The 13,463-nt window shown below is 47.0% G+C and carries 11 protein-coding genes; 6 read left to right on the top strand and 5 right to left on the bottom strand.

What is annotated here, in order from left to right:
* Position 1 precedes the first annotated feature (1 nt).
* The 3 genes from EL173_RS00315 (at position 2) to EL173_RS00325 (ending at position 3,718) form a co-directional block, all read left to right on the top strand.
* A complete protein-coding gene (locus EL173_RS00315; RefSeq protein ID WP_019728571.1) occupies positions 2-2,521 on the top strand; it encodes a glycoside hydrolase family 30 protein in 2,520 nt (839 codons plus the stop codon).
* 323 nt (positions 2,522-2,844) lie between these two features.
* On the top strand, positions 2,845-3,174 hold the full coding sequence (locus tag EL173_RS00320) for a hypothetical protein (RefSeq protein WP_012807333.1): 330 nt from the start codon (positions 2,845-2,847) through the stop codon (positions 3,172-3,174).
* A gap of 178 nt (positions 3,175-3,352) precedes the next feature.
* Positions 3,353-3,718, top strand: a complete 366-nt coding sequence (locus tag EL173_RS00325; RefSeq protein ID WP_012807334.1) for a pyridoxamine 5'-phosphate oxidase family protein — start codon at positions 3,353-3,355, stop codon at positions 3,716-3,718.
* Between the two features lie 218 nt (positions 3,719-3,936).
* Here the strand turns inward: EL173_RS00325 and EL173_RS00330 are convergent, their stop codons facing one another.
* On the bottom strand, positions 3,937-5,307 hold the full coding sequence (locus EL173_RS00330) for an MFS transporter (protein WP_005690311.1): 1,371 nt from the start codon (positions 5,305-5,307) through the stop codon (positions 3,937-3,939).
* 321 nt (positions 5,308-5,628) lie between these two features.
* Positions 5,629-6,798, bottom strand: coding sequence for an alpha/beta hydrolase (locus EL173_RS00335; RefSeq protein WP_005690309.1), 1,170 nt, complete (start codon positions 6,796-6,798; stop codon positions 5,629-5,631).
* 163 nt (positions 6,799-6,961) lie between these two features.
* Here EL173_RS00335 and EL173_RS15235 point away from each other — a divergent pair, with 163 nt between their 5' ends.
* On the top strand, positions 6,962-7,162 hold the full coding sequence (locus tag EL173_RS15235) for a TetR/AcrR family transcriptional regulator (RefSeq protein WP_201793814.1): 201 nt from the start codon (positions 6,962-6,964) through the stop codon (positions 7,160-7,162).
* A gap of 15 nt (positions 7,163-7,177) precedes the next feature.
* Here EL173_RS15235 and EL173_RS00345 read toward each other — a convergent pair whose 3' ends face one another.
* Positions 7,178-8,194, bottom strand: coding sequence for an IS30 family transposase (locus tag EL173_RS00345; protein WP_019728331.1), 1,017 nt, complete (start codon positions 8,192-8,194; stop codon positions 7,178-7,180).
* 208 nt (positions 8,195-8,402) lie between these two features.
* Here EL173_RS00345 and EL173_RS00350 point away from each other — a divergent pair, with 208 nt between their 5' ends.
* Together EL173_RS00350 and EL173_RS00355 are read left to right on the top strand one after the other, a co-directional pair.
* A complete protein-coding gene (locus EL173_RS00350) occupies positions 8,403-8,708 on the top strand; it encodes a hypothetical protein (protein ID WP_019728576.1) in 306 nt (101 codons plus the stop codon).
* A 229-nt stretch (positions 8,709-8,937) separates the two neighbouring features.
* Positions 8,938-9,312 (top strand): hypothetical protein, encoded by a 375-nt coding sequence (locus EL173_RS00355; protein ID WP_005687577.1) that lies wholly within the window; start codon positions 8,938-8,940, stop codon positions 9,310-9,312.
* A gap of 192 nt (positions 9,313-9,504) precedes the next feature.
* Here EL173_RS00355 and EL173_RS00360 read toward each other — a convergent pair whose 3' ends face one another.
* Both EL173_RS00360 and EL173_RS00365 read right to left on the bottom strand, forming a co-directional pair.
* Positions 9,505-12,753, bottom strand: coding sequence for an MMPL/RND family transporter (locus EL173_RS00360; protein ID WP_005690303.1), 3,249 nt, complete (start codon positions 12,751-12,753; stop codon positions 9,505-9,507).
* On the bottom strand, positions 12,750-13,352 hold the full coding sequence (locus tag EL173_RS00365; RefSeq protein WP_005690302.1) for a TetR/AcrR family transcriptional regulator: 603 nt from the start codon (positions 13,350-13,352) through the stop codon (positions 12,750-12,752). Before EL173_RS00365 ends, EL173_RS00360 begins: the two co-directional genes overlap by 4 nt.
* Positions 13,353-13,463 lie beyond the last annotated feature (111 nt).

Below are 13,463 nucleotides of genomic sequence, written 5' to 3' on the forward strand. Positions count from 1 at the left end.
CATGCATACGTTGACGATTGATGGTAGTCAGTTGCAGTTAGAGCAAAACGAAGCCAACACAATTAAAGGGTTTGGACTTCTAAGCTGCAACAATACATCAAGGTTATTAATGGACTATAAGTGGGAACACCCCCAAGTCTATCAGCAAGTGCTGCAACACTTATTCGGCGGACAACACCCTTTAATGCGCATGCTAAAAGTAGAACTTGGCAGCGACTCGAATACATCATGCGGCACCGAACCGGCTCCTCAGCGCGCTGCGGACGAACCGGCTAATGTGGCACGGGGCATGGGGTTTCAGCTCATTGCTGATGCCAAAAAGATTCAGCCGGACTTGAAAACCTGCATGTTACGCTGGGCAGAGCCTGGATTTTTACGGCCAAGTTGGCGCCAGGTGAAGTCCGATGATCCTGATGAAAAGGTGCCGACAGAAGCTTTTGAAGCCATGTATCAGTATTACAAGCAAACGGTGATTGCGGCTTGGCAGGCATATGGTTATCTTTTTGATTACATTGATCCCGACCGTAACGAGACCAAACACCCGATGTATCGCTATCTTAAATGGTTTGCTAACCGGCTGAAAACCGATCAAGCTGATTTCCCTGAAGGTTTTCCAGTAGCAGATTATCATGCAATTAAGTTGATAACGTCAGATCAAAATTATGGAACCGATATGGGGACAGCATTGCTTAACGATCCTGAGTTACAAGCGGTGATTCCGGCAGTTGGCTACCATTACAACACCGATGACGGTCCGGACAAACCATTTACGAAGATTGCCGATCAGCTGCATAAGGAAGTCTGGTACAGTGAAGGCATTGCGCCGGTCACATTCGGCACGCTTAGGACGCAGGATACAACTGGCATTGGCATAGGCGGTCCTATGAGTGCTTTGGATGTTGCCAATCGCCTAGTTAAAAGTTATGCCCGCTCGCGCCGAAGTTTATACATTTTTCAACCAGCGATTGGCGGCTTATATCCCGGCGCAAAATATCCGGGAAAGCAATTACTTGAAATGGATACGCCGTGGTCGGGTTACTTTCAGCAAGATACGGTGGCTTTGGCGGTCATGCATCACTTCACCGATTTTGCCGTGACGGGATGGCGCGATCAAACAGCCGCAAAAAACTGGCGGTATGTTCCGAGTGCCACGGTAAGTGAAGTGGCGGGTACTGAAAATCTGACGCAGGCGTTTGGAGCTGCCAGTGCCATGACTTTAGTTGCCCCGGATGAAGCGGATTACACGGTGGTGCTAATAAACGACACCAGTGCCCCCCAAACCTATCAGATTGCGGTTAAGAATCTGGCTGCTGCGACCAAACCGCTACACGTATGGCAGACTTGGGCCGATAAAGCCGGTAAAATTCACGATCGCGAAAAGACAACCACGCTGACGCCGGTCAATGGAAATGTAACGGTCACGATTGAACCGCGGGCGATCATCAGTGCAACCACCGCGGATTTCCAGCCACAAGCCTTATTACCTAATCCTGATGTTAAGCCTGATCAGCCACTGCAACAGGATCCGGAAAATCACGTTCTTTTCCACGATGATTACACCTATGCCGATATGCCGGCTGATTATCTCACGCGCCGTGGCGGCACCCCGAAATATACAACCGACATGGATGGCGCGTTTGAAGTAGTTGAGCAGGACGGTAAACGCGGGTTACAACAAAAGATTACCGAGCAGTCGCGGGCATTGGCTTGGGAAACGCAAACCGATCCGAACTTTACCGTTGGCGATATTCGTTGGTTAAACTATGCGGCTGCGTTGAAGTTTACGTTTGACACGACAACCCGGCAAAATACTGTCAGTGCCAACTATATTGGCCTTGGCGTGCGGAGTGTGGACGATTTTGAAGGCAGTTTATTCTCGGCGCCATATGTGGCTACGCTGACAATTGGCGGAAAGTTACGCTTTTATGTTCGCGGTGTTTTGGCAGCCACACTTGATGTGCCGGTTTTCGATGCCAAAGTGAGTCACGAACTTATTGTTGAAGCAACAGATCGCCATGTGACGGTGCAAGTCGATGGCCAGACTTATGTAACTTATGACGATCCAAGTGATCAACCGGGTTTGGCGGGGCAAGTCAAAGTCGGCACCGGCTATTTCAAGACGGTGATTCAGGCTTTGACGGTCACGAGTACGTCAGCACCAGCGGTATTAGGACATCGCCGCGATGACTTAGATGCCAGCCTAACGTTTAGTAATGATCAGTGGGAACGCCTTGCTGCACGTTTTCCGCATGCGTGGGAACGCTCGCAGTCAATTGGCGAAAAAGGCGCTACCGTTGACTTTGATGTTGAAGGAACCGGTTTTGTGCTCTTTGGGATGCAAGCACACGCAAGTCGCTTGCAGCTGGCCGTTGACGGGCGGATACAGGAAGTGGTGCCGTTGACTGCGTTGGCCAAGCAACCGAATACGGTGGTGACCGACTTGGCGGCCGGGACTCATCACGTCAAGGTGACGGTCATCGATGGCAGTTATACCTTTGATGGAGTGGCGCCGATTCTATAAATACCGTTGCTTGAAGAATCTATTTTAATCATGATCAACACGTTGAAAAATGTCTGGAAAATGAGACGGTTTGAGTCCGCTTTTCAGGCGTTTTTAGGAAGTGATGGTGGCAAAGAGTAGCAACATTAATCGCTAAAATGACGTTAATCGGCCAAAACCCGACGTTTATTTGTTAGATGACACCGCGTGCCGGTTTGCGGGTATTATAAAGGGGAAAATGTTCATTGTTGCGTAGTCTATATTTGAGAGCGTTAAATAGCGTTGCTAGCAGAGGCAGAAATAAAAGCTCTCAGTCAACATTCGAAAGTCATGAGGTGAGAATGATGAAGGCTTTATACAAAGGTGAACCTGCTGATATTTGGGAAATAGGCAAAACAACGCCCCAGCCAGATTGGGTTCGTGAAGCGTTTGAAGCGAATTACTTGTATTGGTTGGATAATCATCTGCGGATTTTGATGAGTGGTCTGAAGCCATCGCTGGACACTAATTTAAAGATAGGAGCTGTCGGCACGATCGGCGGCGGCTTTGCCGGGTATGGCATGTATGTCATGGGCTATCCAGGTGATTACTTAGATATCACCAATCATCGGGTGGTTTCAAAGAAAAAGTTTTTGAAGCAGTACCAGCTTATTGACGATACACGTGTTAGTTGATGGTCAGTTATAGCACAAAATGATGGGACTCGAGGCAGAGTCAAAGGCAAGATCGCACAAAAAAGAGCATACTTAGACATAATTTTTTATGTTATCCTGCCAATAGAAACGTGCGTGGGCGCGACCTATGAGCAGCGTCCGCATTCGTATCAAGAATGAAAAGAAAGAAGATCAGACGATGAATGAAAAGTTCCTCGAAGTGTTGAAGCACGAAGGTCCTGTTACGATTGTTACCATCAACGGCAACCCGGCTCACGTGGTCAATACCTGGATGTCTTATGTCAGCCGCAAAGACGATGAACTCTATATTCCTGCAGCCGGTATGCACAGTATCGAAGGCGACTTTGCTAAGGATAACCATGTTCTTTTAACGTTTGGTTCCAAGGAAGTTGAAGGAACAGTTGGACCCGGCGCCGGTTTCCATGTGTTTGGTACTGGCCGATTTGTCGATCAAGGCCCGGCGTTTGCAGCCAAGAAGGAAAAGTTTCCCTGGCTAACCCGCCTGCTGATTGTTCACGTTGATGAGGTTCAACAGAAAATTTAGCAGAATTGCCGGGTTAAGCCTAACGTTAGTGTGTAAACGAGGCGATAACCTTGCTAGCAACAAGCATATAAATTAGTACGCGGATAAAAATAAGATCCTAGAGGGAGTTTGCCTCAAAGGATCTATTTTTTTGACATTAAAAAAACGCAATCCATGATTTACATGGCATGCGTTTCATAAGTACATATGAATAACTTTAGCCAAACATTCGGGTGATATCATTTTGAAGCGTGTAACCGCCATTGAACCATAAACGTTAACACGGCGAGTACCGCGAGCAGCATGAAGTCAATTTGACTGCCGGTTGCATCGGCGCCAGATGGTGATAGGCGATTTTGAAACGTGATGATGGCTGACAAGCTGGCTGTTCCCAGTGATCCGGCGTATTGCTGAAGGGTGTTGAACAAAGCGTTAATGTCTGCTTTAGCTGATCCGGATACCATAGTGCTGGCGTCGGACATGGTGTTGCCAAAGCCCAGATTGAAGCCCGCTCGGAAGATGATATAAAAACCGACAATTAAGGGAATGTTCAACTGGTGAGTGAAGCTGCCAAGTAAAACGGCGCCGACAAACATTGCGGCATTACTGGTGAGTAGCAAGCGGCGGGCGCCAAAACGATCGTAAAGCGCACCGCCAATCGGTGAAACCGCGGCCCCGATCAGTGAACCGGGCAGTAGTAACAAGCCAGCCACTGAAGCGTTGGTATGCAAGACATTTTCGGCAAAGATCGGGATGACAAATGCAATACCGATGTTGCTGAATTGCAGGATGAAGAAGTTAATCGCGCGGGCACGAATGCCGGCATTTTTGAATAGCGAAAAATTAAGCAATGGCGAATGGGTGTGTTTTAAGTGGCGGCCCATCCCGATGATGGCAATTATAAGCGCGATGACATAGGCCCAGAAGGCACCGGTCACACCGGCCGCCGTGAACTGATCCAGCACTTCGATCAGTGAAAAGAGACCCAGCGCCAGCAAGAGGAATCCGAGGAAATCGAAGCGATCAGAGGTTGAGTGTGCTTTGACCCGAATCGTTGCTTCACCCATGAACCAGACAAGTAAGATGATGGGCATGACAAGCCAGAAAATCATCCGCCATGACGCGTAGTAAGTTAGCAAACCGCCATATGTCGGGCCCAAAGCCGGTGCCAGCGAGGTGACCACGCTGGCCATGCCGACATAAATGCCAAGATGTGCTTGAGGAATCGTGGTCAGGATAAGGTGGAACATTAACGGCGTGGAAACCCCGGTAGCAAGTGCCTGCAGCAGCCGACCAGCAAACAGAATCGGAAAATTCGGTGCCCAGATACACAGCAGCGTCCCCGCGAGCGCACAGCAAATGGCTGCCCGGAATAATAAACGCGTGTTGAAGCGCCGCAATAAGAAAGCGGTGGTACTCATGACCAGCGTTACCATCAGAAGATAGCCTGAGGTCAGCCACTGAACGGTTGATAACGATACATGGAGGGTTTTGATCAAGGTTGGAAAAGTGACGTTCATAGAAGTTTCCACCAGAATACCGACAAAAGTCAGCAAGCCGGCAGATAAAATGGCTAATTGCGTACGGTGTGAAACAGGTGAATTCGTCATAAGGTTGCCTTCGTTTCTATCAATTAATCTGATGCAGTATCAGGTCACTGATGACGATAGCAGATTCCAAAAATCCGCGCAAACGCAAGCAGTTTCATAGGACCAAAATGAGGAGAAGCACGGTGAATGAAAGCAGTTTGCTGAAGTGGGTTTTGTCTGAAAGATACATACCATTGCCCCCAACGTAAACTGAAATGTGGACGATTAAACTGATGCCATCAATAGCCTTATTTTGAACATACTGTAGTTGGATTGTAGGTGGCAGGGTTTATTTGCGCTTTTTTAGCGTTTGATACGTTTTCTGGTTATACAGCGTAACGGTCATGAATGCTTAGCAATAAAGGAAGTAATGTTTTGCCAAGCGCGCTGAGCCTCTGGAATTTGTGGGGTGGAAATATAGAAAATATGGTACATACCACTAAATTCGACAAACTTAACCTGAACATGAGCAGCGCGCGCTTTTTTGACGACTGTCGTACTGTCACTCAGTAGCAGCTCATGACTACCCGTTTGGATGAGCATGGGAGGAAGGCCCTTAAAGTTCCCAAAAGCAGGTGATAAATAAGGGTCTTTCAAATTGTGTGAACCGGCGTAAGTAATGGGAACCGGATATTTAGGAGCAGTCTTGATTGTCGATGAACCAAATAAAGGATCGCTGGTAACTTTCGTATGATACGAGCTGCCACTTGCGGTTAAATCAGTCCAAGGCGAGGCCAAAACGAGTGCTCGAGGTAATGCAAGCTTATGATCACGGAGGTATAGGGTTAATGCAAGTGAAAGACCGGCACCTGAAGAGTCACCAGCAATTATAATGTTTTGAGGCTGATAGCCGTGCTGCAGCAACCAACGATAGCCGTCAATGGCATCGTTCAATGCTGCAGGGAACCGATACTTTGGCGCAGTGCGATAATCTAATGAAAAAACGGTCGCGTGATGATCCGATTGTGAGTAACGCAGAGCGGCTTGGTTATAAGTGTTACTAAAGCCGCTTAGATAACCACCACCGTGAATTTGATAAACGACTTTTTTTGATGCATCGGGCTGCTTTTTTGAAAGTAAGTAAGCACGTGCATGCTTGAGATGAACTTCTTGATTTCGATAGGTCTTAGGTGGTTGCCAATCCTGGAAGTGGTAATTAGATGGTGTCTCCATTTTTTTAATGATAAACGACTCGCCATGTTGTGACTCATAGTGGCGATTAATCATCTGAAAAGCGTTATTAATAAGATTGCCAGACAATGAAACCTTTAGATTTGGCCGAGTCAAAGCGGTTGTTAGACAGGCAATGAAGAACAAACCGATGGAGATTAAAGAGATTTGCCAAAGCCGTACTATTCGTTGTGATTGTTTCAGATAAATTAAACCGGCAATCAGGATAAGCAGGATGATATATTCAAAAGTCTTGACCCTCAAGAAAACTGCGACTATAAAAATCAAGGCAAACAAAATCGCGGTCATAGCATAGAAACAAATTGTTTTCTTTTTTGACATCTGAACGATCTCCTTAATAAATAAACTTATTATGTTTCCAAGTATTAATGCCCTTAGTCTAGTGGCCTATATTAAGAAAAAGAAGTATCAAAATGGGCAGGAATGTTACTTTAACTTGAAAGTTGGGCCAAAAAAGGTCACGCTAAAAAAGAAGGTGATCTTGATGAGTAAATTTCAGGAAACGGATCAAACCATCCAGCAGGCTTTTTTCAAAGTACTGGCTGCTGAGCCTTTTGAAACAATCACAATAAATAAGATCTGTTCTGCAGCAAAAATCAGTCGAACAACTTTTTATCGTCATTATATGGATAAATACGCGCCCTCAATTTTCAAGTCAAGTGCAACGATGATAACGAATTCTTGATAGTGGTCTAGGCTGTTACGCCATGCATCGGTAGTAATCGCATGGGCGAAGATAGTTCAGAATACGTCTGGGACGATGGTTCAGTGCGGATTGGACTGCTTGAATTTCAACCAGGGTAACTGCTCTGAGAGACTTCCCTTTCGGGAAGAATTCCCTAAGCAGTCCATTGGCGTTCTCGTTTGTGCCACGCTCCCAAGGCGAGTACGGATGTGCGAAGTAAATCTGGGTTCCAACAATCTCTGATAACTTGGCAAACTCGGAACCATTGTCAAAAGTGATACTCTCAAATTCCTTGGCCCCGTAGTCGTCGATCGTGTCCTGCAAGGCTTTAAGGCAGGTGCCCGCATGATAGTCAGGAATCTTGACGATGATCTCAGTCCGGCTGTACCGTTCTGTGAGCGTCATTAATGCTGGCTCATCAGCTAAGCGAATACCTTTGACCAAGTCGCCTTCCCAATGTCCCACGCCTGTGCGGTCATTCACGGCCGCAGGACGCAACTCGATTGAGTCGCCGTATATCTTCTTATTCTTGCGCTTGTGGGCGTTCTTATAGCCTTTGATGCGGCGTCGGAGCTTCTTGGGAAGTGTCATGTTGTCTAGCTCAAGCAGCCCGGCGTCGATGTAGCGATACACAGTTGTCGTTGAAGGGCAAGCCTTGCCCTGGTCGCGATAGAAGTGTACGAAGCTATCAACGCTGTGTACGCGCGGCTTACGAGTAAGCTCCCTGGCGAGAGCCTTGAAGAACGCACGGCCGGTCTTAAGAAAGGCGTAGTGACCGGTTCTATCGCGTTTACGGTCGTGCATGGCTTGGGCAGTTTCCGCAAGATAGACTTGATGCGAGTGACGCTTCGAGTCGAGCTGAGTTACAGATCCACGCGTGATTTCTCGTGAGATTGTCGCTTTACTGCGATGAAGCTTCTGTGCAATCACGGTCGCGGTGTCACCAGCAGCCTGAAGGGCCTGAATTGTAGCACGGTCGCTAAAACTGAGTTGTTGGTAATGCTTGTGGGTGTTAGTCTGAGAGTGGGTCATGAAGATTCCTGCTTTCTTGTTTAGCTAGCACTAACAAGAATAGGTCTTCATGGCCTTTATGGTCTAGTCGTCAGGGTGTTGCACTTGAATTGTAAACTGGGGGGATAAATACGCGCTTCTTAGCAAGGTTAATCATGCGTTTTCTTCGGCACTAGCAGCTTATCTACAACGCAGAATTCATCAGACAAACATTGCGGATACGTTAGTCTTGATCGCCAAATATTTATCCACCAACGCCAAACCTATTAGTGACTTACTACGTGTACACACACCCGAAAGTGATCTAAGTGCATCATTTCAGAAGATTTTCCATGCGAAATTCGCTCGCTATATCGACTATGAGCTTTCCAAAGGCGCTGTGACGGCTTTTCCAGTTGCTTACTTGATTGAACTATATGTGGCAATCGCGATGGTTTTCTTAAGTTACTCTTTAAAAAAGGGGCTGGACGTTGCTGTTGTTCAGTCACTAAACGATTTTCAAAAGCAAATTTTCACTGAAAAAAGTGAAAATTAGGCTAACAGCGGTGGTTATCTCGATTTGGTTAACCATTTATTGATTGGTCAGCCTACGGAATTTTGGGAGTTTGTACGACATTCACGTTGAGCTTTCCATGATAAGTGTTCCAAAAATGCCAAAAAACAACGTTAATCGGCAAAAACCATACGTTTATTTTTTAACCGCATGCTATTGAGTCTTTCAGGTTATATTGGAGAAAACAAACTTGGAAGGCGGTATGTGAGTCATGACAGAAAAAGAGCGTTTCCGGAAATTTGTTCGCAATGGATTTCGAAAAGATGAAGAATTGGGTATCCCCTATCATCTCTATTGCCTAGCCCATGCAGTTTTGATAGCAGTCCCGCTTGGATTCATTGTATCCGCGGTGTTTTATGCAATGGATTTGCGGGACTTATATGGTACTGTGTACGCTTTTAATATGGGCGTTATTGTGTTTTTGATGTTTGAGCTGGACATCGATTGGCGCATTGAGAAGAATGAATTTTTGCCTGAGCGAGTCTCCAAGTTGCAATGGGTCATTCGTATTTTGGCGAGTGTGCTCGTTTCCGGACTCTTCTTTTATTTTCATGAAACAACAGTTATCCAGCAATTTGTGAAGTAAGACCGAGCAACACATTGCCTTTTGCATGTTATGAGTTGACTTGTTCCAAAATAGGGCAATCGGTGCCCGCCTGTTTTCAGGGACGAAAAAAACACCTGTCGCATTGATGAAACGACAGGTGTTTTTATTGCTGCTGGCGATAAGGACCATCAGTTTTATTTGCAAATGTTATAGCTGACAAAATGCACTGGTTCACGCGCGAGAATGCATTCCTGAGCGATTGGGCTTAGCTGCTTGTTTAGGCGTGGTTGGGGCAGGTGTTTTTGGTGAAGGATCAGCATGCGGTCCGGGACCCTCAGGATGATTGTTTTGCTTCATTTGTCTGTCAGTCATACTGATCACACTGGACATAACCAGCGGGAGTAGGAAGACGAGCAGGATGAGACCAATGATGACAGCCAGCGCAACCTGAATCAAAGTGGTAATGCCAGATGGAATCATCGCTGCGAACGTACCGCTTAGGATGATCGCTGCCGAGATGACGACTGCGCCAATGACACTGGCGGCTTTGGTGATGCGTTGTGTCATCGTGCCACCTTCCAAGGCATTGTCACGGTAGCGAACCATGAGGAAGATACTGTAATCTACCCCTAACGCGACAAGCATGATGAAGGTGAAGAATGGTGTGTTCCAGGTTAGCATATCCCGGCCAAGCACATAGGTTGAGAATAGCTTAGTCAGACCCAGTGAGGTGACATACGCCATGAGTAACGTTGAAATGATGCTGATAGGTTGAATTAACGAACGCGTCACGACGATCAGCGCAATGCCGATGCCGATGATCATGATGGCGGCGGTTCGTTCAAAGTCACCATTTGCCAGGTCTTGAAGATCCGCTGTTTGTGAAGTTTGACCACCAATGGCAATGGTGGCGTCATCAAGCGGTGTATGCTTCAGTTTGGCCGTCAGATCGGTTTTGATCGCTCTGATTTGTTGGGCGGCAGCATCGGTACTTGGATCGCCTTTTAACACAACCGTTAATTTGGTGATTTTATTGCCGTCTGACATGTAAGTCGATAAGGCTGGCTTAAAGGTTTTACTTTTCAAAGTTTCATTGGGGATGTAGAACTTCTTCCCCAAATAGGAATGCTGCAGTTCGGTCAGATATTGTTTCATACTGGTACTGCCGTCTGCAATCGTGCCGAGGGCTTGATCGGCGGAAGTAAGGCCACTTTGCATGGCGGTTACTTGTTGCGAGATGGCTTTGACTTTCGTATTCAGCGTTTGGACGCCGGTGTTGACTTGATCAGCACCACTGGCAATTTGCGCGGCGCCATTCGTGAGGGTACCGTTTTGTGCGGCGAGCTTAGCGGATCCGGAACTGAGCTGGTTGACCCCGGAAACCAAGGATGGTACCTGGCTGTTCAATGAGTTAATCCCACTGTTTAGTTGTTGAGTGCCGTTCGTGAGGGTGCCAATACCGCTGTTTAGCGCAGTTGTACCCGCGTTTAGCTGTTTGAGCCCGTTACCCATCGCAGCAGTGCCGTCATTTAGTTTTTGAACATCGGTAGAGAATTGATTGATTTCATTTAAAATCGGCTGGGTTAACCGATCGGCGCTGGTTAGACCATTGATTTTAGCGATGATATCTTTGGCAATCCCTGCTACGCCTTGAAGCTGATCATTGAGAGTTGCCATACCAGTGGTTAATTCACCGGATTTGCTGCTAAGTTGACTCATGCCGTTAGCAAGCACCGTGCTATTGCTATTTAAGGTGTTCATGCCTTTAGCTAGTTGCGTCGAACCGGTGCTCAAGGTGTTGACACCTGAGCTGAGAGCCGGCATTTGATCATTCAATTGGCCAAGGCCGCTGTTTAGGGATGTTACCCCTGACGTGTACTGGCTTATCCCGCTGTTGAGACTGGAAGCACCGGAAGAAAGCGTTGTGGTACCGTTTGCCAGTGTCTGAACCTGTTGGGTACTTCCGGCAACATTGGCATTTTTGATTTGGGTATTGGCATCGTTGAGACCAGCCTGGACTTGCTTCAAGCCTTTAACACTTTGAGTTAAGCCGGCAGTGATGGTTTTCAGCTGATCGTTTAGATACAACGATTTAATCTGACTACCGCCGGGCTGGGTTACTGAAGCAACGGTTTTGACGCCTTTTTCTTTTTGTAGGTAGTTGGTCAGGTCGTCAATGGTGCCCAAGGTGGTTTGGGTGTTCAGCGCCTGCTTGCTTTGAATATAGATGGTTGTCGGTGAAGCCATGCCTTTTGAATAATGATCCTGAATCAAGCGGTAGCCGACTTTGGATTGGAGGGTTTCCGGTAATTCATCGGCGTTGTTAAAGTTCAGCGTCTGGTTGACGTTCAACAGAAACGGAATGGCGATAATGCCGATGACGCCCAGCGTGATGAGCGGCCGCGCGATGGCAAGCTTGGAAAGGCCATGCCAAAGTCTGCTTGTGCTGTGGCCGTTGAGGTTCTTACTTGGCCAGAATAGCTTTTCACCCATGGTTGCCATGAAGAACATGTTTAAGGTTAGCAAAACGGTCAAAAGAATGAGCACGCCGATCGCAACCCCAACTGCGGACCGGTAGAACTTGAAGTTGGCAAGGCCGAGCACGGAGAACCCGATCAGAACCGACAGCCCGGAATATAGAATCGTTCGACCACCAAAACGACGGGCGATTCTTGCTGCTTTGGTCTTGGGAATGCCTTGCGACAGTGCTGCTTTGAAGTCATCGTATAGAAGAATATTGTAATCTGTCCCAATCCCGAACAAAACCACAACCAGAAAGACTTGGGTGAAATTGGAGATCGGGAAGTTAACCTTGTCTGCCAAGGTCATGATGATGTTCAGTGATGTTAAGAAAGAAATCGCCACGGTTAGTAATGACACTAACGGAACAATTGGCGAACGGAAAACGATAATTAACACAATGAAAATGAAGATAGCCGCGATAATCTCGGTTTTTTGAATGCCTTTTTCGGTCACGCTCGCAAAATCATCATTAAGGACATCGCTGCCAGTCACGTAGGTTTTCACATGGCTGGTTTTGATTTGTCGTTCGAGATCGCGCGTCTGCGGACCAACCTGACCTTTCGCTTTAACGTCAACCAATGCCATTTGGGTCGTGCCATCCTTGGCATCAAGCTGCTTTTTGGTTTCGGCATTATCGGATGACTTAGTGACGTTGATGATTTTAACGGCTTTGGAGTCCTTGAGTTTGGCTAAAGTTTGATTGATCGCGCGTTTTTGCGTTGTCGAAAGCTTGTCGTCGCCGTTACTGAAGACAAGGGCAAATGAGCGCACCTTTTGATTATGGTTGGCTTTTTTCTCAATTGTCGCGGCAATTTGGCTTTCTTCGCTTTTGGGTAGCGATAAGGCGCCTTTATCACGAACAATGCCGGATACGTCGGGCATGGTTAAAAGTGCCACCAAAATCACGACAAGCCAGAAGATAAGTGAGGGGATATGGCGGTCGTGAAGCTTTTTCAATTAAACACCCTTCTTTCACTTGTGAGGCCATTCCAGACTTGATTTTTCAAGTCCGCGGCTAATGGTTTCTGATTCGAGACATGACCTTCAAGTTGCTGTTGGGCCCAGACGATGTCGATCATGCTGACAATGCTGCCGTACAAAATTGCCAGCTGCGTCCGAACGTCGGCTTTGACAATCACGCCGCGCTCCTGGCCTTCCAGCAACATGTTATTGATGAGTATAATCACCCGGCCACGCGCAGCACGACTCTCAGCGTTAAGTGCCTCGTTGAAAACATTTTGTTGAATAAAATGCAATTCTGTCGGATATTGCTCCATGGACGCGGTCGCCGCATCGAATAAGCGACTGAAAGTGGTCTCCGGATCATCCGGTTGGCAGTTTGCCGCGGTTGCCAGGGAGTCGTGGAAGAAGTTCATAATATCGGTAAAGGCGGTATTAAGGATATCTTCTTTGCTTTTAAAATGCCGATAAATAGTGCCTACCGCGACTTTTGCTGCTTTGGCAATCGACGGCAGATTCGTTTCGGCGTATCCACGCTCAGCGAAGAGCTTCACCGCCTGCGCGATAATCGGACTTGGTAATGGAATGGCTGTCATGATATTTTCTCCTTTAGGAATGAACGTTCATTCACATATATTAGTTTTTGAGAATATTCATGTCAAGTGCATATTCAAAAAATAATTAATACTGGCATGGTGTGTTATTGA

The organism is Lacticaseibacillus rhamnosus, from assembly GCF_900636965.1.
Taxonomy (GTDB): domain Bacteria; phylum Bacillota; class Bacilli; order Lactobacillales; family Lactobacillaceae; genus Lacticaseibacillus; species Lacticaseibacillus rhamnosus.

Coding starts and splice junctions, on each gene's coding strand:
- EL173_RS00315 (WP_019728571.1), top strand. CDS start 2: ATGCATACGTTGACGATTGATGGTAGTCAGTTGCAGTTAGAGCAAAAC.
- EL173_RS00320 (WP_012807333.1), top strand. CDS start 2,845: ATGAAGGCTTTATACAAAGGTGAACCTGCTGATATTTGGGAAATAGGC.
- EL173_RS00325 (WP_012807334.1), top strand. CDS start 3,353: ATGAATGAAAAGTTCCTCGAAGTGTTGAAGCACGAAGGTCCTGTTACG.
- EL173_RS00330 (WP_005690311.1), bottom strand. CDS start 5,307: ATGACGAATTCACCTGTTTCACACCGTACGCAATTAGCCATTTTATCT.
- EL173_RS00335 (WP_005690309.1), bottom strand. CDS start 6,798: ATGTCAAAAAAGAAAACAATTTGTTTCTATGCTATGACCGCGATTTTG.
- EL173_RS15235 (WP_201793814.1), top strand. CDS start 6,962: ATGAGTAAATTTCAGGAAACGGATCAAACCATCCAGCAGGCTTTTTTC.
- EL173_RS00345 (WP_019728331.1), bottom strand. CDS start 8,194: ATGACCCACTCTCAGACTAACACCCACAAGCATTACCAACAACTCAGT.
- EL173_RS00355 (WP_005687577.1), top strand. CDS start 8,938: ATGACAGAAAAAGAGCGTTTCCGGAAATTTGTTCGCAATGGATTTCGA.
- EL173_RS00365 (WP_005690302.1), bottom strand. CDS start 13,352: ATGACAGCCATTCCATTACCAAGTCCGATTATCGCGCAGGCGGTGAAG.